A 26,453-nucleotide genomic window follows, 5' to 3' on the forward strand; every position below is an offset into this window, starting at 1 on the left:
CAAATGCCAGGGAGTTATCTAATGAAAGCTGTGAGGCTTAGCCTGTGAGTATCAGTGCCTTTGACCTGTTCAAAGTAGGGATAGGCCCCTCCAGTTCACATACGGTGGGCCCCATGGTTGCGGCCCGTCGTTTTGCTATGGGTTTACAGGACGCGGGTCTACTGTCATCAGTGTCTAAGTTGAAGGTTGAGTTGTTTGGATCTCTGGGCGCTACCGGCGCTGGTCACGGTTCTCCCAAGGCAATCATCCTGGGCTTGATGGGTGAGCTTCCGGAGTCGGTAGATGTGAATGAGATCACGTCTTGCGTGGAATCGGTTCGTGAAACCGGCGCTCTAGACTTGCTCAGGACTCATTGCATTGCATTTAGCTATCGCGATGATCTCATCATGCATCGCCAGGAATCACTGCCGTATCACGCGAACGGGATGCGCTTCAGCGCTTTTGACAACGACGGCAATACCTTGGTAAGCGAGGTTTTTTACTCTGTCGGTGGTGGTTTTGTGGTGGACGAGTCGGCTGCCTCGGGAGAGCAGCTCATCGTGGACGACCCCACTGTGTTGCCATATGCCTTTAGTACCGCGGACGGACTGTTAGCGCTGTGTCGCGAGCATGGTCTGTCTATTAGTAGCTTGATGATGGAGAACGAAAAAGCCTGGCGTCCTGAAGCTGAGATCCGCAGGAATCTGCTGGCGCTTTGGCAGGTGATGGATGCCTGTATTGAGCGTGGTTGTCGCACAGAAGGCATTATGCCCGGAGGGCTTAAGGTGCGTCGGCGGGCGGCGCAGCTTCATAGACAGCTTAAGAGCCAGTCAAATGATTTTGGCGATCCGTCCTTGAACACCATGGACTGGGTGACGCTCTATGCATTAGCGGTGAATGAAGAAAACGCCGTGGGTGGCCGCGTTGTCACTGCACCGACGAATGGTGCCGCGGGTATTATTCCGGCAGTGCTCAAATATTACTTAACGCACTGCCAGGGCAGCAGTGAGAACGATATTTGTCGATATCTTCTCACTGCGGCTGCCGTGGGCATTCTCTACAAGATCAACGCGTCTATTTCCGGGGCAGAGGTGGGCTGTCAGGGGGAGGTTGGTTCTGCCTGTTCTATGGCAGCGGCGGCTTTAGCTGACGCACTGGGAGGTACTCCGGCCCAGGTTGAGAATGCGGCAGAAATAGCGATGGAACACAATCTTGGCCTGACCTGCGACCCTATTGGTGGTTTGGTGCAGGTTCCCTGCATTGAGCGAAACGCTATGGGCGCCATCAAGGCTATCTCGGCGGCGCGCATGGCGCTTCGAGGCTCAGGAGAGCATTACGTGTCCCTCGATCAGGTTATCAAGACCATGCGTGACACCGGCCGGGACATGCAGGACAAATACAAAGAAACGTCACGCGGGGGGTTGGCGGTGAACGTGCTGGCTGTGCCGGTCAACTTTGTTGAGTGTTAGGGGATGCCCAGGGGCCGAGCTTTATCAGCGCACAGTGACCATAGCGAAGACAGGGCACCCTGAGGCCTGCGAGCTGCAGCACGTCACCCGAGATCGGCCATACGCCACCCTCGTGCCAAGCGCTGCTGTGCTGCACGAAGTCCCCATCTTCAGGGTTCAGTAACTCTAGATCAAACTGCTTCCCGCTTACGCAGGCCGGTAGCCGAATTATCGGAGGTTGGGCGTTTTGCGGGTACCCGCGGCGAAGAACAAAAAGGAGCCCTCCGGACATGCTTGCGTTGAACATCAGCACGGCGTCCAGGCTGGGTTCGTCGATATCTAAATAGTAAAAATCTGCGTGAGAGAGACTCTCGCGCTCTGCTTTGAAAAACCTTGTCCACCGTTGGACGGTGGAACGTTCCTCTTCCCGAAGTTCCTGAGGATTTAGCTCGAGACCCATATGTCCCTGCAATGCAACGATGCAGCGTGTTGATAGCGGCAGGCGAGCTGCTGATGTGGATGAGGGACTGGCTCCCACGTGTGTCCCGATAAGGGCCGGTGGTAGCAGGCTACTGACATGCTTCATGACATCAAAGCGCTGCATTGGATCCATACTGTCGCTGGGCCAGATTCGGTGACTGTGCGCGAGTGCTCCGGCGTCTGTGCGACCCCCGCCGGCAGCACAGGACTCAATAGTGATATGCGGATAGTGGCTGTGGACCTCCTCCAGTAAGGCATACCAAGCCTCAGTCATCGCTATCGGTGTTGCCATACTGCCAAAGCCGACCTGAGCATGGTCGCGATTCATGTCCCACTTGAGATAGTCTGGTCCGCAGTCTTTGATCAGACGATGCAGGCATTCGAGTATGTGATTTTGGACTTCTGGGAGGCAGAGGTTGAGCAAGTACTGTTTTCGGCCAGATACCGAATCGCGATGTGGCATACGGATCACCCAATCATCGTGTTCCTTAGCGACCCGAGAGTCGAAGGTGACCATTTCGGGCTCTACCCATAAGCCAAAAGACATGCCCAGTTTTCGGGCGTACGCCGCAACGGGTTTTAAGCCTTGGGGATAACGCACAGGGCAGGGTATCCAATCGCCGAGTCCGCAGCCTATGCCTACTCGGCCTTGCATCCAGCCATCGTCCAATACAAAGCGTTCGGCACCGAGTGCTTGAGCCTCGTCCATGAGTTTGCAACTGCTCTTGGCATCGTGGGTAAAATAATTCGATTCCCAGCTATTAAAATGTACTGGCCTGGCGAGTGTTGAATCGAAACCTTTGCGCGTGTACCAGTAGCGGCGAAACTGACTACGCAGGCCATTAACCCCGTCCTCGCTCAATGCGAACAGGGCGGGAGGACTACTCCAACTCTGCCCCGGGTTCAGGCAGACTTCACCTGCCTGAAGTGCAATGCCTGCCTGCAAGCTATGCCCCCCGGCAGGAGATGGCTCAATCCGTAGTCTGTGATTGCCGCTCCATTCGAGGCTTGTTAGAAACACCTGCTTTCGTTCTTGACTAAAGCCGTGTTCACCGCTGATTAGGCAGGGAAAGCTTTGGTGGGAACTGCGTCCTCGATTGCTGCTGATGTCTAGGGAGTGTTGTCCGAGGAAGACTCGCTCACACAGCAGTTCATTCGCCCAAAAACCACCGTAGCGCTCCACTTCTCTATGTGACGGGGGCAAGGGCATATGTATCGAAGCGAGCCAGTCTACATTCAGGGATGTGTCGTATGAGGTGTTGGTGATGGTGCTGTGGCTAGAAAAGACACCAGATGCCGAGCTTTTGATGGAGATGTTAACGGCAACTTGGGACTGCGCGTCTGCTAGTTGGACGTCTAAGACATCAGGTGATGAGCAGCAGTTGACGACACTCAAGTCGATCAGTAGCGCCTGGCCGTTGCGTCGAGCAAGCAAGGCTGTCTGCGCTTGTGAATACCCGTCTTGTGTTGGAAAGCCCTGGGGTCGAAATTCGCTATCAAGTTCGCCGTGGGGTGTGAGCGCGTTGGTAAGTAGCGGGATTTCGCTGAGATTCAGATCTTGGGGCAGTAGACCGCCTAAATAGCAGACCTGAAACTGATTTTCGGAACAGTCAACAAGCAGCGTACTGGAGCCGGCATCCAGGCGACTCAGGCTCACACCGGCAGCGCCTTTCCGAATGACAGCTTGGCCCGTCCATTGAAGAAGAGTCGATTGCTAATCAGTGCAACTGCAATACAGAAAAACAGCGTGACCGCCATAAGGTGGATGTAGTGAATGGGCGTCCACACAAAAGAGAAAATGGCGTAAAGCGCGACACCACTGACCAGGGCGATCCCCGCTGCTCCCGCCGCGACTCCACTGAACACGAGGCCCACAATAAACACCGAGAGTATGGGCATGCTCAGCAATCCGTTAAGTTGTTGCACAAGATTGATAATGCTTTCGGCGCCATCGTAGACCGGCACCAGGAAGAGAGAGCAGGCGACGAATACGATGGAAACGACTACGTTGAGTCGATGCACATTGGCGTCTTTATTCACATACGGTTCGTGAAGATCGATGACGTACAGCGTCGACGAAGAGTTTAAAACACTGTTGAAGCTGGTGAGCACCGCCGCGACCATCATCGCTGCGAAGGTGCCGGAGAGCCATCCGGGCAGCAGATCAGCTACCAGTGTGCCAAAGGTTGCATCGCCGATATCGCCGTAGAGTTTGTAGGCGCAGATACCAGGAATAACAATAATCGCTGGGACTATGAGCAAGCGTATTGCCGCTGCAGCGAGAACACCGCGTTGGGCTTCCTTTACGTTGGGAGCTGCCATAGCTCGCTGGGTAATTGTCTGGTTGGTGCTCCAGTAAAAAATCTGGATGAATAGCATGCCGGTAAACAGCGTCGTCCAGGGAATGGGTGAGTCCGGTCCGCCGATCATGGTGAGACGCTCCGCAGGAATACCGGAGAAATCAAAGTCAATGGCATCTAAAGAGAGCCAGACCACGAGAAGACTAAGGCTTAAGAGTCCGATGCCGCTCAGGGTGTCCGATACGGCGACTGCGCGTAGACCGCCGAAGATTGCATAGGACGAGCCCAGTGTTGCGAGCGCACAGGCGATAGTCAGTGTGGATGCCTCAAGGCCGAACATGGACTTGAGAAATAACGACCCCGTGTACAGCATGATCGGAAGATATAAAAACACGTTGCCCATAAGAAACAGGATCGAAACCAAAGAGCGCAGCGATTGTCGTCCGTAGCGCTTTTCCAGTAGCTCTGTGGTGGTGGCGCAGTCGTAATGGTAATAGATGGGCACAAATACAAAGGCAAGTACAAGTAAGCCGACCACCGCAGCGAGCTCCCACCAGGCGAGCAGCAGCATCTGATTGCCGTTCATACCCACGAGTTGATCTGTACTAAGGTTGGTTAAGGTGATGGAGCCAGCAATGAAGTACCAAGATAGTGTTCGTCCGGCTAAAAAATACTCAGCGTTATCGTCTCCGCTTCGCGGTGCTTTTCGGCACTGCAGATAGGTGAAGACGGCGATGGCCGCGGTTATGGCCGCAAAAACCACGAACTGTGTATTCATGACATGACCTTGCGTAGTTGTTCGGCCGCGCGCTCTGGCGTTAAGTCTCTTTGAGATTCACCGAGCATCTCAAAACCCACCATGTGTTTTCTTACCGTTGCGGAGCGAAGCAGGGGCGGGAAAAAATGGGCATGCAATTGCCAGGGTTCTTTACTCGCCGATGTGGGTGCCCCGTGCCAACCCATGGAGTAGGGGAAAGGTACACAGAAGAGCTGATCATAGGCTCCAAGCAAACGTTTTAGTATGTCAGCCAGAGAGCTGCGCTGAGTGGCCGTTAGATCCTGCATCCTGGCTACCTGATGCAAGGGCAGTAGCAAAACCTCGTAGGGCCAGGTTGCCCACCAGGGCACGACGGCGATCCAGTGATCGTTGCTGCAGACAACTCGTTGGGACTTGCCACGTTCTTTATGCGCGTAATCGAGCAGCATCGGTAGCCCGTGCTTGTCGAGATAGGCAGATTGCTGGCGGGCCTCCACGATGATTTCACTAGGTAGATTGTCTAGAGCCCAGACCTGACCATGGGGGTGGGCGTTCGAGCAGCCCATGGTTGCCCCGCGGTTTTCGAAAATCTGTACGTGCTCGTAATCTCGGCTCAGCGAGGCTGTTTCGTCCGCCCAGGTTCTAATAACGGCGAGAAGTTGCTCTTCGTCCATGCTCGCCAGTGTTAGATCATGTCTTGGGCTATAACAAATCACCCTGCAGCGGCCCTCTACACTGCTGGCACGAAAAAGAGCGTCGTCCGATTGAGTGGGCCCGGCTCCAGTAAGTAGTGCCGGATAATCATTATCGAAAACGAAGACATCGGTGTATTGCGGGTTTCGTGCGCCTCCAGCGCGATCGTTACCGGGACATAGGTAGCAGTCGCTGCTGTAAGAGGGTTCTTCGGGCGGGGTTTCTTCTACCTGACCTTGCCAGGGGCGTTGGTCCCTTTGTGGCGAAACCAGGACCCAGCGATCAGCCAATGGGTTGTAGCGGCGATGCGGATGATTGTCGCTCATGTCCAATTCCATGCTTGCGCGCCCGCAACGGCTTTTACCCAGCGAACTTGTGCGACGCCAAAGCCTGCGTCGCTAAATCGGTAGCTGATGATGCGCTCAAATGCTGCCTCTTCTCCGATAGTCACAAACGCTAGCATTGATCCCCCGAAGCCACCGCCAGTCATTCTTGCGCCGATGGCGCCGGCTTGTCGTGCTGCGTCTACCAGAGTATCAAGTTCGGGGCAGCTAACGTCGAAGTCGCGAGAAAGGCTCTCATGGCTTGCGTACATCAACTGACCGGCATTCTCTATTTCATCGTTTGACAAAGCTGCGGCGAAAGTCAGCACACGGTCATTTTCGCTAATGACATGGCGCGCGCGCGCCTTGATGGTCTCATCTGATAGCTTGAGTAAGTCTTGAGTGTGAGCATCCCGTAAGGATTTTCCTAGTTGGATCTCTGCAGCTTCTACCTCCGTACGCCGTGTCGCGTAACCGCCATCGGCAAGCGCGTGACTGACACCAGAATCAACGATCGCTACCACGAGCTGTGGAGGAATACGTACCGAACGAATGCTGTGCTTGCGGCAGTCCAGGAGCATTGCCTGATTCTCTTCTGCGAAGGTTACAGCGAACTGATCAAGAATGCCGCAAGGTACGCCCGCGTAGTCGTGTTCTGCTTGTTGGCAAAGCAGTGCACGTTCCATCGCGGGTAACGCATGGTTGCTGGCCAATTCAATGAGTGTGGCAAAGCACAGTTCCAGGGATGCGCTGCTGGATAAGCCTGCGCCTAAGGGCAGGTTGCCGCCAATAACAATGTCCATGGCCGGTACGTGAAGGTTTCGCTGTCGGTATTGGCTCAACACCCCTCGCAGGTAGTCTGTCCAGTCGCCGGTGCGAGGATCTGGTCCATTTAACTGAAGTTTGGCTTCACCTTCACGCGTGCTCAGAATGCGAATGGAATTGTCACCGGTGGCGCTCGGTGCAGCGACTGCCAGGGTGTACAGATTGATGCCCATGGGTAGGGCAAAGCCCTGCGAATAGTCAGTGTGGTCGCCAATGAGATTGACGCGCCCGGGAGCCTTCGCTGCCCACATCGGTTGCGAGCCGCTGCGCTCTTCCAGTGCCTGTCCCAAAGAGGTGAGCAGGCCGTTGAGAGAGTCAGTCATTTGCCTGCTGCCAGATTGAGTAGTCACCCTGGGCCAGATCCAAGCTGCCCAGAATGCAGCGCGCATCCTTGGCTTCGAAACGTCGGGTATCCGCGGAGAAATTAAACGCGAATGTCAGCGGCCCTCGACGCCGGACGCGCAAGCCTTCCTGGAGAGGTTTATAAGGCGCCTCTGCGGCGCTAAGGATTTCCTGAATCACCAGCGTCAGAAACTCTGAAGGCACATGCGCGTTGATGTAGTGGTTGTTGCCGGCGCTGTACCAAAGGCCTGCGCCATCGTCGCAGCGTATTCGCGGCTCGATGGTGCTTTCTACAGATTCGTGCCAGCGACTGGCTTCAAAAGTGTGTCCGGCATACGCGAAGGGTCGCACCGCGCCGCGGCGCATGCTGTCTACAGCGACCACCCGCAGGGGGATGATTGTCTGGATAGGGCCCGGAGCGAGCGCAGTAGGTAGTGCGCAGTGCTCATCCCGTGAGCCGCTGCGAGCGCCGATGAGGCAATTGACCCTGGCCGCTTTCGCCCGAGCGATAAATGTCGCATCTACAATCACCGTGCCGGGAATGATCAGCAGTTTGTAATCCTGGAGGTTTGATTTTGCATCAACAATGTCGATATCCAAACCTAGTGCGCGGGCAGCGCTGTAATATTGAAATGTGCTTTCTAACTGATGCATACCCGGAGCGTGGGGTTGGATTGTGCTTGCCCAACACGATGGATAGTCAAAGAGTAGTGCGATGGGTGCTTGCGTGCTGCCGAAGGCCGGTAAGCTCTCAAGCTCGCCAGCCAGTTGGCTAACCGAGGCCCAGGCAGGCGCTGCTTCGCCAGTAGGCAATCGCAATGCGGCGTGCATTTGCTCTTGGGCCCGGGGCAGTTGTTGATACCTGAAATAGCTGACGAATTCGGCGCCATGGGCGACCGCTTCCATACCCCAGAATGCCGGTGCGCTATCCAGAGGTTGTGCATTGGATTCCGCCCAGTTCACGGGGCCAGGTTGTTGTTCCATTACCGCGAACCGGCCACGACCCACAGCGCGATACAAATCATGATGAAACGCGGCCCAGTCAGGATGACCGATGCGGCGATAACGTAGCTTCTCATCGTTGCTGAACCAGCCTTGATCGAGAAATCCCAGGGGATAGCTGTCCCAGCTTGCAACATCCAAATCTTCGCCGACGGTAAAGTGATCAAACTCGACGAAGTTGCCCATGAAATTGTGCGTCACCCAGCGGTCGGATCCCTGGGAGTCCCTAAGTATCTGTCGTTGCTCAGCATTGAAGTCCCGCACCTGATCAGAGGCGAAGCGCCAATAGTCCAGACGATGGGCGGGATTAACTTCGGTAACGGTGAGGTTGGGTCGGCCCACCTCGGCAAAGCTTCGATATTCCTGACTCCAGAACACTGTGCCCCAGGCTTTGTTTAATGCGTCAATGTCCGCATGACGCGCTTCCAGCCAACGCTGAAAAGCGCGCTCATCATCCTCGGCATAACTCAGCGTAGTCTCGTGACATCCGTATTCGTTGTCGAGTTGCCAGCCCACAATGGCGGGGTGTGTCGCATAGCGGTCGATCACTGCTTGACTGATTCGTGTGGACTCGGCGCGGTACACCGAGCTTGCGAAGCGATAGTGGCGACGTGAACCAAAGCGTCGAACGTGATCCTTGCTGTCTACGGGCAGAATCTCGGGGTAGCGCTCGACCAACCACAGCGGTGGACAGGCCGTGGGTGTGCACATGATGATCTGAAGGTTTTCGGCGGCGAGAGTGTCTATCGCTGAATCCAGCCACTCCCAATCAAAGTGACCTGGGCTTGGTTCTATACGTGACCATGCGAACTCGGCAATGCGCACAAGCTCTATTCCGCCGCTGCGCATGGTCTTTGCCTGTTCGGCCCATACCTCGCGCGGCCAGTGCTCTGGGTAGTAGCAGACGCCGATAGAAGCTAGAGCCATGGTTCACCTCATCAAACAGATAATCGTCGTGCCACCACTAACGCCAGAACGACGGCTATGGCACCGGAAAAGCCCGTCCAACCCAGTCCGATAGAACTGGTGACCGCTCCACCCATAGACGAGCCAATACCTTGACCAGAGTAAATCATCGACCCATTCAAAGCGAAGGCGATGGTCGCCGCGGGACCCGCAGCCTGAGCCAGCTGAGTCTGAATAACCGGGGAGGTGCCAAACAATGCGGCAGAGTTGAAAGCCATGGTGAATACCAGTACCGGGATTGAAAAGGCGGCCAGGTCAAAGAGCATACCCACAGAAAATAGTAATTGCGTCAGCAAGACGACGGCTAGCAGTGTTGTCAGAGCGGTACGGGCGCTGAGCTTGGCTAGCATCGCGCCGGCCGGAAGCCCCAGGAGGCTACCAAGCCCTGTGGAGATTTGAATCGCGGCAATGCCTGACCCGGTAATCCCCGTGGACGCGGTGATTACCGGCCCAATGTAACTCACCGTAGCGAACGTGCCGGCAAAGCCCAGCATGGTGATGAGCATGAACTTGGGGTTCTCACCTTGAAGCGCACGACGAAAGCTAGAGGCACCGGGCTGGGGTACATGAATGTGTGCAGGGGCAAACAAGCCAATCACCACCAGTGCCACGCCTGCTATGGCCGCGGCGAGCCAGAATGCTGAGCGCCAGCCGTAGACGTCACCCAGAATACTTCCAGCCGGCATGCCGATCAGGAATGCCAATGTGTAACCCGCCAGTACAGTTGCTATAGCCTTGGGCCTGTCTGCCTCAGGAACCAGGCTTACTGCCAATGTCGATGCCAGAGGTAGTGTGAGCGCCGCAAAAAAACCGGCGGTGAATCTGATGCTACCTATGATGATTAAGTCGGGTGCGATCGCCGATCCGACATTCATGAAGACGAGAATTGTGAGGACGCACAACAGTAAGCGCTTGCGGTCGAACTTTGAGAGCAGTCGAGCGAGGATAGGCCCACCAATACCGCAAGCAAGCGCAAACACGGTTTGTAGTTGACCAACGCTAGCGATACCAACGCCAAGGTCCCGGGACATGGGTTCGATGAGTCCGATATAAATAAATGCGCTGGTGCCTAGTGCGAAGGGGGCAAAGACTAGGCTAAGGAGTCTGGTGTTCAAGAAGTTGTTTCCACAGGAACAGGGGCTTTGAGTAAGGGCGCTCACCGTACGTGGCAATCCTAGTGAAGATCAAGCGATAAGCGGCGTATTGCGCGGTACTATAAGGACAAAATTCGCACAGTCGAGTAACGGAGCAAGCATCATGCGATGGGCTTTGACAGTAGGTCTTATTTTTGTGGCGGCTGCGGTCATTGTTTTCAGTTTAGGGCCTGGTCGTCTTGAGCGGTCGTTGAATCAGGTGCTGGATCATGAGCCCTATGCGATATCCGCCGAAGCTAAAGCCTTACACGCGGATCTTATCGTTGGTGACTTACATACAGACAGTACGCTGTGGGCACGAGACCTTACCCAGCGCGCTGATCGTGGCCACGTTGACCTGCCAAGGCTCCGTGAAGCTAACGTTGCACTCCAGGCATTTACCTTTGTGACACGTTCGCCCAAGGGTCAAAACTATGAAAGTAATGACGCCGGTGCCATGGACAATATTACGCTAGTGGCGTTGATCCAACGCTGGCCTATGGCTACTTGGTCTAGTCTTACCGAGCGTGCGCTTTTACAGGCGCAAAAGCTGGCACAGATTGAAAGAGAAGACCCTCAGTCTCTGCGGATACTGCGCAGCCGAGACGATCTTGAGTCCGTGATGCAGGCGCGTGCGAAGGGCGTGCCCATGGTTGGGGCTCTGCTGGGTATCGAGGGGTCTCACGCGCTGGAAGGGTCTCTGGAAAACATTGACAGATTGCGTGATGCGGGGGTGCGCATGTTCGGCCTGCACCATTTCTTTGATAACGCGCTAGGGGGGTCTTTACACGGCACGGGTGGCGGAGGTCTCAGCGGCTTTGGCCGGGATGTCGTAAAACGGATCGACGAGCGCGATGCGATTATCGATGTCGCACATTCATCAGAGCAAAGTGTTCGTGATGTTTTGGCTATGAGTGCCTCGCCCCTTGTGGTGAGTCATACAGGCTTTCAGGGCTATTGCCCGACCCCTAGAAACATCGGTGACGAGCTTATGCAACAAATTGCAAGGGGTGGCGGTTTGATTGGCGTGGGCTACTGGGACGCTGCGATCTGCGATGTTTCTGCTGCCGGAATAGTCGGTGCTATTCGCTATGGGATTGACCTTGTGGGGGTCGAACACGTGGCTCTGGGTTCTGATTATGACGGCAGCACCACGGTGCCTTTTGATACCTCGGAGCTTGCGGCACTCACGCAGGAAATGCTCAATCAAAACTTCAGCGAGGAGGAGATCCGCAAGGTTATGGGCGGTAATATGCTGCGCTTCCTTCAAAAATCTCTTCCTGCGAACGACCCTTAATCAAACTGCCGTTTGCGTGTCACCTACGGACAACTTTGCCGAGCGCTGCCGCCCTTGGAGCGGCGCGTGTCGCGATGCACAATTCCTGCCGATAATTTGTTCTGCCCCCAAGGGGGTCTGCGAAGTGCCTTATCAGACACATAAGCCGTAGGCATATAATTTTTAATTAAAAAGGAGTTCAGCATGTCAGGTAACGAAGTTCTTACAGAAAAGATTGATGGTGTTCTGATAATCACCTTAAATCGTCCGGAGGTTAGAAATGCCGCTAACCGGGCATTGGCGGTAGGGGTTGCTGCAGCAATTGACGAGTTGGAATCGGACGACAGTTTACGCGTTGCGATTCTCACCGGTGCTGGTGGAACTTTCTGTTCCGGCATGGACCTCAAGGCGTTTGTTACCGGAGAGCTTCCTCAGATAGAAGGCCGGGGGTTTGCCGGTCTGACCGAGTATCGCTCCAGCAAGCCTATCATAGCGGCAGTAGAAGGCTATGCCCTGGCAGGCGGGTTTGAGCTTGCGATCAGCTGTGACCTTATCGTGGCCTCTGACAGCAGTAAATTCGGCATACCCGAGGTAAAGCGCGGACTCGCTGCCGCCGCGGGTGGCCTGGTCAAATTGCCCAAGCAGATCCCTTCACGCATTGCGATGGAACTGGCGTTAACCGGAGAATTCATCAGCGCTTCTCGCGCCTACGAGCTGGGTTTGATTAATCGAATCTCAGAGGCGGGCAAGGCGCTTGAGGACGCTCAAGAATTGGCAAAGAGTATTGCAGCGAACGGCCCGTTGGCTGTTGCAGCGAGCTTGAAGGCGGTAGCCGGTGCACAAGATTGGAATAGTGATGAGATGTTCGCAAAGCAACAAGAGATTGTTGGACATGTATTTACCAGTGAGGACGCCATCGAGGGTGCAACAGCCTTCGCACAAAAGCGCGCACCCAACTGGAAAGGCAAATAGGAGTTTAGAGTTATGAACGAAGCCTGGATTATCGACGCCTGTCGGACACCTCGTGGTATTGGCAAGAAAGGGAAGGGCGCTTTAGCGCACCTGCATCCTCAGCATCTCGGCTCGACCGTTCTTCGAGCGCTCGCCGAGCGCAATAACATCAACACTGCTGATGTAGATGACATTATATTTGGTACCAGCTGGCAGCGCGGTACTCAGGGTGGCGACTTGGCGCGCATGGCCGCGCTGGATGCGGGCTACGACGTACGTAGCTCAGCAGTCACTCTGGACCGTTTTTGTGGATCAGGCATTACGTCGGTGAGCATCGCTGCGGCGTCGATCATGAGCGGCATGGAGGATCTGGTCGTAGCCGGTGGTTGCGAAATGATGTCGCTGTATGGCTCTGACCCTAGTCAGTCGCCCTTTATGGATAACGGCAATCTGCATCTGCGGGAAATGCACCCGCAGCCACATCAGGGTGTTTGTGCTGATGCCATTGCGACCTTAGAGAATATTCCCAGGACAGCCCTGGATGCTTTGGCCATTGCTTCGCAGGAAAACGCAGCGGCGGCTATCGCAAACGGACACTTTGATCGCAGCCTGGTACCGGTACTCAATCCTGACGGTAGCGTCGCGCTGGATCGTGAAGAGTTTCCGCGTCCTGAAACGACGCTTGAAGGACTCGCTGCGCTCAAGCCCTCTTTTGAGCCTATCGCCGACTATCCTTTGGATGAGCAGGGCACGACATTTCGCAAGTTGGTGACTCAGGTGTACCCCGGCCTTGCCATCAATCATGTGCATCATGCCGGCAACTCCTCGGGTGTGGTAGATGGCGCTGCGGCCTTGCTGCTGGCTTCTCCAGAATACGCAAAGGCTCACGGGCTCAAGCCTCGGGCGCGGGTAGTTGCCATGGCGAACATGGGTGACTCCCCCACATTAATGCTCAATGCTCCTGTGCCTGCGGCCCACAAGGTCCTTAAAAAAGCGGGTATGAGTCTTTCGGACATCGACCTTTTTGAGATTAACGAGGCTTTTGCGGTGGTTGCCGAAAAGTTTATCCGGGATCTTGATCTGGACCGCAGTAAGGTGAATGTGAACGGTGGAGCCATGGCTTTGGGTCATCCCATCGGTGGTACGGGTTCTGTGCTGATCGGTACGATTCTTGATGAGCTGGAACGCCGTGATCAACAGTTTGGTCTGGTGACCATGTGTGCCGCAGGTGGAATGGCGCCAGCGATTATCATTGAGCGGATAGCCGCCTAAATCGGGAGAAGGTATTTGTACGAATTCAGCAAGGCTTCATTGGCCTATCAGGATAGTTTGCGTGCCTTTATGGACGCGCATATTTACCCCAACGAGGAGCGGTATCGTCAACAGCTGGATGCCGCCGAAGATCGCTTTGGGTATCTACCGATCATGGACGAGCTTAAGGCTAAGGCACGGGAGGCGGGGCTGTGGAATATGTTTGTTCCGCCCAAACTGGCGGAGCATGTAGATCACGATGGATTGAGTAATCTGGATTACGCGCCTTTGGCGGAGCTCATGGGTCGCGTGATTTGGTGTCCGGAAGTCTTCAACTGCAACGCGCCGGACACCGGCAACATGGAAGTCTTCATGAAGTACGGTACGCCAGAGCAACAGACCGCCTGGCTGACACCGTTGCTTAATGGTGACATCCGTTCTGCCTATGCGATGACCGAACCTCAGGTGGCATCCTCCGACGCGACCAATATTGAACTCTCCATTCGCCGTGACGGCGACGACTATGTTCTCAATGGTCGTAAGTGGTTCATCTCCGGTGCGATGTACGAGCGCTGTGGCATCTTTATTGTGATGGGCAAGTCTGATCCGGATAACCCCAGTCGTCACCAACAACAGTCACAAATACTGGTTCCTAAAGGTACTCCGGGTCTGAAAATTATTCGGCCGCTTACAACCTTGGGATATGACGATGCGCCCATGGGGCATGCAGAGCTGCGTTTTGATGAGGTACGCGTGCCGGCGGATAATATTCTGTTGGGCGAAGGACGCGGTTTTGAAATCGCTCAGGGGCGTTTGGGCCCTGGCCGCATTCACCATTGCATGCGCTTGATCGGCGCAGCCCAGCGATCTTTGGAGCTGGCCTGCGATAGGGTCACCCGACGCAGTACCTTTGGTCGTAAGCTCAGCGATCATCAGTCAGTGCGCGAGGACATCGCCCGTAGTTTTTCCGAGATAGAGATGATGCGGCTGCTGGTGCTAAAGACCTGCCAGCGCATGGATGAAGTGGGACCCAAAGGCGCAATGGATCTTATCGCTGCGAGCAAAGTGTCGGTGCCCATCATGGCGCAGACGGTCATCGATCGTTGCATGCAAATGCATGGGGCGGGCGGTCTTACCGAGGACTACCCCATGGCTGAGGCCTACAACTATGCACGGTGGTGTAGGCAGGCGGACGGATCCGATCAGGTGCATCTTATGGCGCTGGGCAAGCAGATCATTCGCCAGTACGCACCGGAGTAAATAAAAACGCCGAGCTGAACCTCGGCGTTTTTTGGTTTTTAGAAAACATGGCGACACTGCAATTGTCGCTTCCTGTCTCCGGTGTTACTGTCACCGGCAACTCAATGCCTTGGAGTTTTCCCGTGAAAAGAACGGCTTTCCTTTTTTTGTCAGCCCTGCTGCTTCCGATTGATGCCAGTTATGCGCAGAACTTCGATGCGCTCGAGTATCGCAATGTTGGCCCGACCCGGGGTGGGCGCGTGACAACAGTGGCAGGCACCGTCCAGGAGGCCGGGACCTTTTACCTGGGCGCCTCCGGTGGTGGTGTCTGGAAAACCACAGATTACGGCACGAGCTGGAACAATATCTCCGATGGTTATTTCGCATCACCGTCTATTGGTGACATCGCGGCATCGCAGACCGATCCCAACCTTCTTTATGTTGGAACGGGATCTGAGGGTCTGCGTTCCAATGTGATCCCTGGAAAAGGCATGTATAAATCTGTCGATGGCGGCAGTAGCTGGACGCATATAGGGCTTAAGGACAGCGGCCATATCGGTGCCGTAGAAATTGATCCCACGAACAACAACGTCGTCTGGGTCGCGGCTATCGGTCAGGCCTTCAGTGATAACCCAGAGCGAGGCGTTTACAAAACCATTAATGGTGGAGAGAGCTGGGAGCAGGTTCTGAGTATCTCTGATGCCGTGGGCTTCGCCGATATCGAACTATTGCCTAACAACCCTGAAGTTGTTTTTGCGGCAGCTTGGAAAGCGCGACGTCTGCCTTGGTCGATTAACAGCGGAGGCACCCAGGACGAGGGAGGGTTGTTCAAGTCTATTGATGGTGGCAGTAACTGGCGCAGAATCAGCGAAGGGTTACCCACCGGTTTGATTGGCCGTATCGATCTGGCGATTTCTGCCTCGGATAGCAGCATTGTTTATGCGCTGGTAGAGGCCCCGGGCGAAGACGGAGGCCTGTATCGCTCTGTCGATCAGGGCGAGACCTTCACTCAGGTCTCGTCAAAGAAAGGTATTCGTAACCGACCGTTCTACTACGGCAACGTTGAGGCTGATCCCACAGACCCCAATGTCGTGTACGTGATGGCGAGTAAGTACTTTAAATCGGTAGACGGTGGTGTGAACTGGGAAGAACTGAACCCACCGCATGGCGATAACCATGATATGTGGATTAACCCCAATGACTCGCAGCTGTTTATTCAGGCGAATGACGGTGGCGCTAACGTTACGCATAACGGGGGCGAAACCTGGTCTAGCCAGTTCAACCAGGCGACCACCGAGTTATACACTGTAGATGTCGATGACCAGTATCCCTACTGGCTCTATTCGGGCCAGCAGGATAACGGCACAGCGATCGCGGTGCCCAGTCGATCCCCTTACAGCGTTCAGAATGTAAATGCCTGGCTCATCGAGGTCGGCGGTTGCGAGACCGGACCGGCAATACCCAAGCCCGGCGATCACACGACGGTGTATGCCAACTGCAAGGGACGCTTTTCTGTCTTTGATAAAAGCACCGGCACCGAGCGTAGCTACTATGTGGGCGCGACCAATATGTATGGTCAGAACCCTAAAGATCTAAAGTATCGTTTTCAGCGCGTGGCACCCATAGCGGTCTCGCCACATGACCCCAATGTGGTTTATCACGGGTCGCAGTTTCTGCACCGCACGAGCGATAACGGCGTGACCTGGGAGACTATCTCGCCAGATCTGACGGCTTTTGAGGCCGACAAGCAGATGGCGTCGGGATCACCGATCACACGAGACGTAACGGGTGAAGAGGTTTACAGCACTCTCTACTCGATTCGTGAATCCGCTATCGCACCCGGCGTGATCTGGACGGGTTCCAATGACGGCCCTATTCACGTGACCCGTGACGGCGGAGACAGCTGGAAGAATGTTACGCCTCGGGGCCTGCCCAAAGGCGGTCGCGTCGATTCCGTAGAGCCGTCCCGGCATGATCCTGCGGTGGCCTACGCCGCGGTGCTGCGTTATCAGCTGGGCGATACCAAGCCCTACGCCTATCGAACATCCGATTACGGCAAACGCTGGACTTTGATGACAGACGGTAAGAACGGTATCCCCGCTGACCACCCTGTGCGCGTCGTGCGAGAGGATCCAGTTCGACCGGGGCTGTTGTACGCGGGCACAGAATTCGGCCTGTTTGTCTCTTTTGACGATGGGGGCAATTGGCAGTCTTTTCAGCAGAATCTGCCGGTAACGCCGGTCACGGATATTCGCATTCATCGCGATGACTTGGTTGTGGCAACTATGGGTCGCGCGTTTTGGGTGCTGGACGATATCTCAGCACTGCGTCAGGCACCGATGCCTGATGTGGCTGACAGCGTGGTGTTGTTTGAGCCTGCATCAACCCTGCGCTATCGCGATCGGCCTAGCTATGACGCTCCGGATCCCAAAGCTATACCCCAGTACCGGACACCCTCGGCGATCATTGACTATCATCTCCCTGAGGGAATTGACGGTCCGGTTACGCTCGAGATAGTGGATGCCAACGGCGAGACGGTGAACGCGTTCTCCAGCGTTAACGTGATGGATAGTAAAGATCAGGGCGAGCTCATCGATAGCATGGCCCTGAACGAGGTTCGCTACGTTAAGCAAAGCAGCTTAACTGTGAAGTCGGGCATCAATCGCTTCCATTGGGATATGCGTTATCGAGGTCCTTGGCAGAAAGACGAGAAGAAGCGTTTCACTGATGGCGCTCTGGCAGCAGCCGGCACCTACCGCGTAAAGCTGGCCGTGGGTGACGAAGTTCTGACGCAGCCACTGACCATAATCATGGACCCGCGGGTGCTCGAGATCGGCGTTAGCGAAGCGCATGTACAAGCGCAGCTTCAATTGCAGCGGCAGGTGCTTGAGCTTCTTGATCGCGCGCGGCGCATAGCCCAGAGCGTGGAGGAAGAACTCGAAGCACTTGATGAGGATGACGACTCTGATCGCCGCAGCGCACTGGAGTCGGCTAAACAGCTTCTCGTGATGGAAGAGGGCATCTATATGCAGCCGCGGCTTGTTAGCCAGATCAGCTACTTATCGCGTATGTTGGATCAGGCCGATCAGGAGCCTGGCGGTGAGGCGTTGGCTCGTTTTGCCGAGCTGACTGCGGAATACGATGCTGTGCTTGCAGGCCTAGACTAGCTCCTTATTTAAGGATCATCGGGCTGCCGGTGATCCTTACTCCCCTCGCTAATGGGGGGAGGCTCGTTTCGTAAATAACGCCCGCAGCCCTGCGTCCGGAATGCGTATAGGCTCCATGCAAGCGTGCGCAACGTGCGAAGTGAGCGTCCCCCAATTTAGCGACCGTAGCGAGTTGCGCACGCTTGCCGTGTGATTGCGCAGCGAGTTGTCCGGGCTTGCCAGATCACAGCGCTGCAATTGTTCACCACAGGAGGTAATCTTGCGTCTTGGTTATCTGCCATCAACTTTTTAAGGATGCTCCCTTCATGAAGCGTACGTTTAGTTTCGGTTTGTTTGCTTTAGCTCTCGTCTCACCTTTGTACTCTGTGGCACAGGAAGTAGGGCGACCTCAGTACTCCATTGATATGAGCTATCCCTACGATTACAGCTCTATACCGGCGTATACCGATGATCACGCGGCGATCTACAAACATATCGACGCCAATCTCCCTGCCCATGTTGAGAATCTGCAGCGTTGGTTGCGCCAGCCATCCATCAGTGCTCAGGACGTGGGTATTGATGCAATGGCTCAGCTCCTCGTGGATGATTTTCGGGCGATGGGTTTTCAGGAGGCTGAACTTGTACCTACTGATGGGCATCCTGGTGTGTGGGGTTATTTGGACTCTGGTGCGGCAAAGACCTTGATGGTCTACATGATGTATGACGTGCAGCCGGTGAACCCTGATGACTGGCAGTCTCCACCCTTTGCGGCAGAGCTGGTCGACCACGCGACCGGCAAAGTGATCATGGCCCGAGGCGCTACGAATCAGAAAGGTCCGCAGCGGGCGTTTCTCAACGCTCTGGAGTCGATCATCGCGGTAGAAGGTAAGCTGCCGGTGAATCTAATGATTACGGCAGAAGGAGAAGAAGAGCTTGGTTCGCCGCACTACCCGCAAATTGTCGATAAGTATGAGGATCGACTGCGTACTGCTGATGGCGTTATTTTTCCGATGAATATGCAATCACCTGCCGGAGATCTTAATCTCTTCTTGGGCGTAAAGGGCATTGCTTACTGGGAGTTGGAGGCGCGAGGAGGCAGCTGGGGCGGCCCGGTGACCTCAGAGATCCACGGTTCCTACAAAGCGGCATTGGATTCGCCGGTGTGGCGTCTTATTCAGGCTCTGGCACTACTCACATCACCTGATGGCAATACGGCCATGGTTCCCGGCTTCTATGACGGTATACGCGGACCCACGGAAGAAGAGCAGTCCCTGATCGCAGCCTCACTGTTGAACAACGACCGCACAAGCGCACTGAAGGAGGCATTTGCCATTGAGCGCTGGATCGACGATGCAGGCCCAGAGCAGCGAGCTATGGAGCTTACGTATTCGCCGACCCTAAACATCGATGGCATCTACGCGGGTTATACCGGCGAGGGTGTTAAGACTATTCTGCCCCATGTGGCGACCGCGAAAATGGATTCTCGCCTACCAGTAGGTATCGATCCCGAAGAGCATATGGACAAGATTCGCGCCTATCTCGATGCCAATGGTTATAGCGATATTGTGATGCGCAGACTGTCCAGTTATCCCGCAGCCCAAACCTCCATCCAAACACCGCTGGTGCAGGCGGCTCTGGGCGTTTCTAAAAAGTACGCGGGCACACCGTCGGTGAATCCCCGTATTGCCGGATCCGCCCCGTTTTATCAGTTCACCCAGCGACTTAAGCTTCCTATGATGCCCTGGGGCATGGGCTTTGGTAGCGGCGCGCATTCACCAAATGAGATTATGCTGATTGAGCCGGCAGAAGGCAGCGGGGCTGCGGGGCTTGCCGATATCGAAAAAGCCTACGTGGACTTTGTTTATGCGCTATCTGGTGAGTAAAGGCGGAGTGATGCTGTCCTCTTAGCCCCAAAGTGCTGCGCCGGGTAGGCCTACGATGCCACCCGGGCGGTATTCCAAGCCATTGTCGATATCGTGGGCTAGCAGCAGGGGCCCATCGATATCCACGAACTGACAAAACTGCGCTACAACGTAGCTCGGCGCCATAGAGAGCGAGGTGCCAGTCATGTTTCCTACCATTAACTGCATACCCCTTGCCTTAGCCGCTCTTACCAGCGCCAGGCCTTCCGTAAGGCCACCACATTTATCAAGCTTGATGTTCAGCACATCGTAACGCTGTGCAGCGAGCTCGAATTCCTCAAGTCCCAGGCAGGATTCGTCAGCTCCCAGTGGAACGGGCGACGTAAAGCCTTCCAGGGCCGCATCCTCACCTCGGGCTAATGGCTGCTCGATCATGGCAACGCCGAGTTTCTGACAGGCGGGAAGATATTCCTTGAGCGCTTCGAAGCTCCAGCCCTGATTAACATCAATGATCAATGTAGCGTCGGGCCGCGCCGCGCGAATTCCCTCCAGGCGTTCGATGGGGTTCGTGGCGTCGAGTTTTATTTTAAGTTGCGGAAACTGCGCTGCGGCGGCGGCGCGCTCGGCCATGACCGAAGGTGTTTCCATGCCTATCGTAAACACGGTGACCAGTTCCCGGGGAGTGATGTCCAATAGATTCCAGATACGTTGGCCAGCGCGCTTGGCGCGGTAATCCCAGAGTGCACAGTCAAGGGCATTGCGCGCGCCGCAAAGCGGCATGAGCTCTTGCAAGGACTCGGGGCTAGTGTCTGCATCGATGCGACTGCTTACCCCGTCCAGATCAGCCGCCATGCTCTCGGCGGTCTCATCCAAATAGTAGCTGCCTACGGACTCCCCGCGTCCTACATGCCCGTCTTTTTCAACCGTTACGAGGATCGTTTCTGTTTCGTGAAAAACATGCCCAGTAATGGCAAAGGGAACCTTCATGGGGTAGGAGGCGATATCTACGGTGATTTTCATGAGATTCGGGCGTCCTGTTGGCTTCGGAACTTATTAGGAAAGTTGATCAATGATTGCGCTAGTGCCGTTCACCATCGGATCGACGCAGGGAAGTCCGTACTTCACAGATAGTTGTGCCAAATAAGCTTCTCGTTCTCCCGCTGCAATCGACAGTGTGTTGACGCTGATGCCCGCACAGCGAATGTTTGGATTGGTGAGTGAGCCGATGGCAATCGTGCGCTCTATAACCTCGCCGATGCTGGGTAGGGGATAGTGCTCCCAGCCTTCAATGTGAGTGCGCCCCCCCGCATGGCAAACCACAAATACATCGGCCTGCGACCCGATGAGTAAACCATGGCTCACTGCCGCATACCCGGGATGATAGATGCTGCCCTGGCCTTCGATGATATCCCAGTGTTGGGGATTATTGTCTGGAGATAACATTTCTGCAGCGCCCGAAATAAAGTCAGCGACAACACAGTCAATGGGAATACCTGTTCCAGCGATCATGATGCCTGTCTGCCCGGAAGCGCGAAAATCAGCGCTGAAGCCGGCTGCCCGCATATCTCGTTCCAACTGCAGCGCCGTGTACTTTTTACCCAGTGCGCAGTCGGTACCGACGGTGAGCAGGCGTTTTCCGGAGCGCTTCTTACCGCTTGCCACAGGGAGATCTGTGGGCGGAATTCTCACGTCTATCAATTTCCCGCCGCCGGTGGCTGCTGCATCGCGCAGAACCGCGATGCTATCTAGTCGGGTATGTAAGCCCGCAACAATATCGATGCCTGCGGCCGCCGCATCGCAGAGTGTGTCCAGCCAGCCGTCGGGAATACTACCGCCTACCAGGGCGGTTCCGACAATGAGCGAGCCAATGCCGGAGTCTGCCGCGACGCGAACAGACATGTCCGGCAGATTGAGGTCCAGCGCCTCATCACTCAATCGCAACTGACCCGCACAGAGTTCCGGGCGCCAGTCAGCGATACCTTTACCTGTTTTGGCATAGGTGGCGCGCGATTCGTCGCCCAGAAAAATCAAATAGGGACTGCGAAGCTGAAGGGTCTGAGTGTGCATTTTTGGGCCTAGGCTCGCTGGGCATTACTATGGATGCCGTCTGCAATTTCTTGAAGCAGCGGCGTCGGAAGGTCATGTGCCATGCCCGGTAAAATTCGTAGTTCGCAGTCAGGCAGGTGCTTGGCGGTATCGATACCGCACTCGACTTTGACCAGCGTGTCTTCTTCTCCATGAATGACCAGAGAGGGGGCATCGATGGTCGACAGCAGCCGACGCCGGTCTTTGGCAACGATAATTGCAGCCAATTGTCGCGCTACGCCCGCGGGATAGTAGCCGCCACGCTCGACCGCATCTGCAGCAGTCTGACGAATCTCATCGTCATCTTTAGGATGAGTTCGACTCTGTAGTGCTTTTCGCACGCGAACGTTGCGTTCGACAATAGACGCGTGGTCGTCTGGGTTGTCCGGTTTCAGGAGTAGAGCCTTGGTCGCGTCTCGGTCCGCTCGAGGCAAGGAGCGATGACCCGTGGTGGACATGATGGAGGTAAGGCTAAGCGTTCGCTTGGGGTAATGCGCTGCGATGAGCTGGGCAATCATTCCGCCCATAGAAGCACCGACGATGTGCGCCTGTTCAATGTCCAGAGCATCCAGTAGTCCTATGGCATCGGCCGCCATGTCCTCTAATGTGTATGCCGAAGGGGCGGGTAGCTTTAGGGTCTTTAGGATCACGAGCCCCGGGATATTGGGCATTCGTTCGTGGTCTAGACGGCTCGACAGTCCGATATCGCGATTATCAAAACGCAGAACGTGATAACCGTGATCGACCAGCGAGTCACAGAACGCCTGAGGCCAGCCGGTTAGCTGTGTGCCTAAGCCCATGATCAGTAATACCGTCGGGTTGTCGCGGTTACCGTGTGACTCGTACTCAATGGTGATGTTGTTGGCACTTATGTTTGGCAAAAGCTGAGCTTCCCTTGGTTAGTAAGAAGTTAATAATACGTTTGTAAAGGCGCGTCTAGCGGCCGGTGAATTGCGCTTTGCGACGCTCCACAAAGGACTTTACACCTTCGGCGGCGTCTTCACTTTTCATGATGGGAATGAGCTCGCTGAACATCTGCTTTGCGCAGGCCTCGCGATTGTTCTCCAAAGAATACCGGCTCGCTTGCAGTAGCCCCTGCACACCCAAAGGAGCAGCATCGGCTATCGAGGTCGCAAGTTCCAACGCTCGGTCAATTTGAGCGCCGGGTTCTGTGAGTTCCTGAACCATGCCCCAGCGCAAGGCATCTTCGGCGCTCCACCTGTCTCCGGTAAGCAGGACGCGTTGTGCATTACCCCAGCCAATTTCTCGGGGTAAGCGGAACGTTGCGCCGCCACAGGGAAACAAGCCGCGCTGGACTTCAAGCATCTGAAACTGCGTATCGGTAGCAGCAACGCGAATTTCGGTATTCAGGAGCATCTCAACGCCCCAGGTAAAGCAGTAGCCCTGGACGGCCATAACAATGGGTTTACTGTGTTGTGGACCGCTCACACCCATGGGGTCGATTCTGCCTTCGCCGATGGGCCAACCTTTACCGCCGCCAAAATACGGCGCCCATTGATCCAGTTCCACTCCGGCCGTGAAGTTGCGACCTTCTGCAGACACTACGGCGACACGCAGGTCTGGATCTGTATCCAGACGATGAAGCTCTTCAGCAAGCGTGCCATACATTTCCAAGCTGAGAGCGTTGTACTTCTCAGGTCGTGTGAGGTGAAGATGCATGATGTGGTTTGTGGTAGTGACTTCTACCTGTGGCATGATGTTCGTCTCCTTAGGTTTGGCGGACAGTGTACGTAGCAACGACGCCAAGATTAAACGATTCGACGCTGTGATTTGAAAAAAAACTATAACGCGCCGACACTGCTCGGCCAATGCCGTTTTTGTGTGTGCAATAGATTTGAGTTTTGGATGGTGACGGATGATTGCAAAAGTTTTTTTGGTCTCAACGATGGTGTTTCTGATGGCCTGTAGTGAAGAGTCGGGAGTGAACTCCCCAACAGATAGCGGAGCTTCCATGCCGAGATCGCCTGCTTTGGAGCTTCCCTATGGCAGTTGGCCGTCGCCGATTAGTGCGGCTTCTCTGGTAGAGGGGAGTCGAGGGATCGGCGGCGTAAGTAAAGACGGTGAGTATTTTTATTGGTTGGAGTCCCGACCGGAGCAGGGTGGCCGAAACACCGTTATGCGCTGGCAGCCCGGGACAGAACCAGAAGAGCTTTTGAGCGAACCCTTTAATGTACGCACGCGGGTGCAGGAGTACGGCGGAAGCAGCCTGCTCGTCCATAATGGTGTGCTCTGGTTCAGCAACTTCAGTGATCAGAGACTGTATCGATTTGTTGTCGGTGAAGAGCCGCAGCCCCTTACACCAAGTTCGGCGTTGCGCTACGCGGGTTGTACTTTTGACATTAGTCGAAACCGTTTGCTGTGTATTCGCGAGGATCATCGTGGATTGGCCGAGCCAGTGAATACGCTGGTGGCGCTTAGCCCGGAAGAGGAGAGCGAAGGCACGATATTGTTCTCGGGCACGGATTTTGTGTCGGCTCCTCGCCTGTCCGCCGACGGTACGCACATCGCGTTCACCAGCTGGATGCACCCCAATATGCCCTGGGATAGCACCACATTGCACAGCGCTGATTTTGACGATCAGGGTGGTTTTGTGAATCTCATTACGCACAATCCGGATACTAGCGAGTCGCTGATAGATCCCCAATGGCGTCAGGACAATGCGCTCATTGCACTGTCTGATCGTGACAATTGGTGGAAACCCTACATCGTCACGGGAACAAGCTTTAAAGCTATAGACACGGGTTTGGAGAATGTAGAGATAGGGGGCGCAGACTGGAGTATTGGTAGCCGTTACTACTGGCTGTTGCCCGATGGAAAAATGTTGCTTGTTGCACGGCGAGGGAGCGTGGAGCAATTGGTATTGCTCGATGATGCCGGCGGACAACGGGTGCTGGATACCGGTGCGGTGAGTTACGGCAGCATGGTGTTTGATGAGGAGAAGCTGTACTTCACTGCGGGTTTTGCAGATCGACCGTCAGCCCTTGTTTCCGCGAGTCTCGATGGGACGATCCAAGAAGTCATTCGCCGTTCTTCTGATTCGGCCTTAGACCCACAGTGGGTTCCTCTTTACGAGCAAGTCACCTTCCCTCTGCCTTCGGGCGGAGAGGCTTACGGTGTGTACTTCGCCCCTAAGAATCCCGACGCGGCTGCAACTGCAGGCACCGCGCCTCCGTTGATTGTGAGCGTTCACGGTGGACCAACTTCTGTCGCAGGCGTGAGCTATCGGCCCGAGCATTACTACTGGACCAGTCGTGGCTTTGCGGTATTAGACCTCAATTACCGCGGCAGCACGGGGTTTGGTCGGGAATACCGTCGAGCGCTCTACGGACAGTGGGGTATCACCGACGTTGAGGATGCGTCTGCGGGAGCCGCATGGTTGGCCGGGCAAGGCTTGGCTGATGCCGAGCGTTTGATTATTCGCGGTGCTAGTGCCGGGGGTTATACAACGCTGGCTGTACATGCGTTTTATGACACTTTTGCGGCGGGCGCGTCCTACTTCGGTGTGTCGGATATCGAGGCACTGGCCAAGGATACACATAAGTTTGAGTCCCGTTATCTGGATCAGCTTGTTGGGCCTTATCCTGAGCGTAAGGATTTGTACGTGGAGCGCTCACCAATCCGTCACCTCGAAGGTTTCAGTGCGCCATTGCTGCTTCTGCAAGGACTTGATGATCCCATCGTTCCGCCTAATCAATCCGAGATGATTTATGAGGCGCTCAAGGATCGCGGTATACCTACGGCATATGTTGCTTTTGAAGGCGAGTCGCATGGTTTCCGAAAGGCAGAGAATCAGATAGCCGCCCGGGAAGCCGAGTTGTATTTCTATGCCAAAGTTCTTGGCTTTGATCTGGCCGACACATTGCCGGGAATCCCGATCGATAATCTGGATTAAACATCGTAAATCGGTGAGACGGAGTACTACGTGAGCGATACAGCTATAGATGCCATAGTCATTGGTGCGGGACACAACGGATTGGCTTGCGCGGCCTACCTTGCCAGGGGCGGTCTTAAGGTACGGGTGCTGGAGCGTCGCAATGTGATTGGCGGCGCGGTACTGACTGAGGAGTTTCATCCGGGGTATCGCAACTCGGTGTTTTCTTACCTTGTGAGTTTGCTGGACCGCGATGTAATGACAGACCTTGAGCTCGAAAAGCACGGTCTGACCTTGCTGCATCGCCCTGGAGGCTCTCTCTCACTACTTCCCGGGGCGCACATGTATCTGCCGCGAGACACGGCGGCGGCCCAGAAGGCAATCGCAAAGTTCTCTAAGGCGGATGCACAAGTCTATCCGGCGTTTGAAGACATGTTGGGTGATATGGGCGAGCTGGTTCGAGGTATCGCAAAAGATATCCCCCCCAACTTTGGGGGTGGCTG

General features: G+C 55.2%; 19 protein-coding genes. 9 read left to right on the top strand and 10 right to left on the bottom strand.

What is annotated here, in order from left to right; genetic code table 11:
- Positions 1–44: 44 nt before the first annotated feature.
- Positions 45–1,448, top strand: a complete 1,404-nt coding sequence (locus tag ACI9KD_RS02665; RefSeq protein ID WP_414979602.1) for an L-serine ammonia-lyase — start codon at positions 45–47, stop codon at positions 1,446–1,448.
- Here the strand turns inward: ACI9KD_RS02665 and ACI9KD_RS02670 are convergent.
- The 6 genes from ACI9KD_RS02670 to ACI9KD_RS02695 are packed head-to-tail and all read right to left on the bottom strand — an operon-like array spanning position 1,429 to position 10,230.
- Complete coding sequence (locus ACI9KD_RS02670; RefSeq protein ID WP_414979603.1) at positions 1,429–3,564, bottom strand: alpha-galactosidase; 2,136 nt, start codon at positions 3,562–3,564, stop codon at positions 1,429–1,431. The genes ACI9KD_RS02665 and ACI9KD_RS02670 overlap by 20 nt on opposite strands.
- The gene (locus ACI9KD_RS02675) at positions 3,561–4,985 is read right to left on the bottom strand and encodes an SLC5 family protein (protein WP_414979604.1); all 1,425 of its coding nucleotides are present in this window, start codon (positions 4,983–4,985) and stop codon (positions 3,561–3,563) included. The genes ACI9KD_RS02670 and ACI9KD_RS02675 overlap by 4 nt, the downstream gene beginning before the upstream one ends.
- A complete protein-coding gene (locus ACI9KD_RS02680; RefSeq protein ID WP_414979605.1) occupies positions 4,982–5,983 on the bottom strand; it encodes a UDP-glucose--hexose-1-phosphate uridylyltransferase in 1,002 nt (333 codons plus the stop codon). The genes ACI9KD_RS02675 and ACI9KD_RS02680 overlap by 4 nt, the downstream gene beginning before the upstream one ends.
- On the bottom strand, positions 5,980–7,128 hold the full coding sequence (gene galK, locus ACI9KD_RS02685; RefSeq protein WP_414979606.1) for a galactokinase: 1,149 nt from the start codon (positions 7,126–7,128) through the stop codon (positions 5,980–5,982). Before galK ends, ACI9KD_RS02680 begins: the two co-directional genes overlap by 4 nt.
- Entirely contained in the window at positions 7,121–9,076 is a 1,956-nt protein-coding gene (locus ACI9KD_RS02690) for a beta-galactosidase (protein ID WP_414979607.1), read from the bottom strand. The genes galK and ACI9KD_RS02690 overlap by 8 nt, the downstream gene beginning before the upstream one ends.
- An 11-nt stretch (positions 9,077–9,087) precedes the next feature.
- Positions 9,088–10,230 carry an MFS transporter gene (locus tag ACI9KD_RS02695; protein ID WP_414979608.1) on the bottom strand — a complete coding sequence of 381 codons (1,143 nt, stop codon included), beginning with the start codon at positions 10,228–10,230 and terminating at the stop codon, positions 9,088–9,090.
- A gap of 142 nt (positions 10,231–10,372) precedes the next feature.
- Here ACI9KD_RS02695 and ACI9KD_RS02700 point away from each other — a divergent pair, with 142 nt between their 5' ends.
- From ACI9KD_RS02700 to ACI9KD_RS02725, 6 genes are all read left to right on the top strand, one after another.
- Positions 10,373–11,545: a dipeptidase gene (locus ACI9KD_RS02700; RefSeq protein WP_414979609.1), complete on the top strand. Its 1,173-nt coding sequence runs from the start codon at positions 10,373–10,375 to the stop codon at positions 11,543–11,545.
- A gap of 183 nt (positions 11,546–11,728) precedes the next feature.
- On the top strand, positions 11,729–12,496 hold the full coding sequence (locus ACI9KD_RS02705) for a crotonase/enoyl-CoA hydratase family protein (protein ID WP_414979610.1): 768 nt from the start codon (positions 11,729–11,731) through the stop codon (positions 12,494–12,496).
- 12 nt (positions 12,497–12,508) lie between these two features.
- The gene (locus ACI9KD_RS02710) at positions 12,509–13,747 is read left to right on the top strand and encodes an acetyl-CoA C-acetyltransferase (RefSeq protein ID WP_414979611.1); all 1,239 of its coding nucleotides are present in this window, start codon (positions 12,509–12,511) and stop codon (positions 13,745–13,747) included.
- 15 nt (positions 13,748–13,762) lie between these two features.
- A complete protein-coding gene (locus ACI9KD_RS02715) occupies positions 13,763–14,986 on the top strand; it encodes an acyl-CoA dehydrogenase family protein (RefSeq protein ID WP_414979612.1) in 1,224 nt (407 codons plus the stop codon).
- Positions 14,987–15,108: 122 nt separating this feature from the next.
- The gene (locus tag ACI9KD_RS02720; RefSeq protein WP_414979613.1) at positions 15,109–18,132 is read left to right on the top strand and encodes a WD40/YVTN/BNR-like repeat-containing protein; all 3,024 of its coding nucleotides are present in this window, start codon (positions 15,109–15,111) and stop codon (positions 18,130–18,132) included.
- Between the two features lie 305 nt (positions 18,133–18,437).
- Positions 18,438–19,994: a M20/M25/M40 family metallo-hydrolase gene (locus tag ACI9KD_RS02725; protein WP_414979614.1), complete on the top strand. Its 1,557-nt coding sequence runs from the start codon at positions 18,438–18,440 to the stop codon at positions 19,992–19,994.
- 21 nt (positions 19,995–20,015) lie between these two features.
- Here ACI9KD_RS02725 and ACI9KD_RS02730 read toward each other — a convergent pair whose 3' ends face one another.
- From ACI9KD_RS02730 to ACI9KD_RS02745, 4 genes are read right to left on the bottom strand one after another with little or no spacing between them, the layout of a single operon-like run.
- Complete coding sequence (locus ACI9KD_RS02730; protein WP_414979615.1) at positions 20,016–20,993, bottom strand: dipeptide epimerase; 978 nt, start codon at positions 20,991–20,993, stop codon at positions 20,016–20,018.
- A gap of 33 nt (positions 20,994–21,026) precedes the next feature.
- Positions 21,027–22,040 carry a DUF1611 domain-containing protein gene (locus ACI9KD_RS02735; protein ID WP_414979616.1) on the bottom strand — a complete coding sequence of 338 codons (1,014 nt, stop codon included), beginning with the start codon at positions 22,038–22,040 and terminating at the stop codon, positions 21,027–21,029.
- Positions 22,041–22,048: 8 nt separating this feature from the next.
- Positions 22,049–22,939 (bottom strand): alpha/beta fold hydrolase, encoded by an 891-nt coding sequence (locus ACI9KD_RS02740; protein ID WP_414979617.1) that lies wholly within the window; start codon positions 22,937–22,939, stop codon positions 22,049–22,051.
- Positions 22,940–22,994: 55 nt separating this feature from the next.
- Positions 22,995–23,774 (bottom strand): crotonase/enoyl-CoA hydratase family protein, encoded by a 780-nt coding sequence (locus ACI9KD_RS02745; RefSeq protein ID WP_414979618.1) that lies wholly within the window; start codon positions 23,772–23,774, stop codon positions 22,995–22,997.
- Between the two features lie 160 nt (positions 23,775–23,934).
- Between ACI9KD_RS02745 and ACI9KD_RS02750 the strand changes: the two genes are divergently transcribed.
- On the top strand, positions 23,935–25,971 hold the full coding sequence (locus tag ACI9KD_RS02750) for a prolyl oligopeptidase family serine peptidase (RefSeq protein ID WP_414979619.1): 2,037 nt from the start codon (positions 23,935–23,937) through the stop codon (positions 25,969–25,971).
- 30 nt (positions 25,972–26,001) lie between these two features.
- Positions 26,002–26,453: phytoene desaturase family protein (locus ACI9KD_RS02755; RefSeq protein ID WP_414979620.1), on the top strand; the 452-nt coding region annotated here is incomplete at its 3' end.

The sequence above is a fragment of the Congregibacter sp. genome (assembly GCF_047617445.1).
Classification (GTDB): domain Bacteria; phylum Pseudomonadota; class Gammaproteobacteria; order Pseudomonadales; family Halieaceae; genus Congregibacter.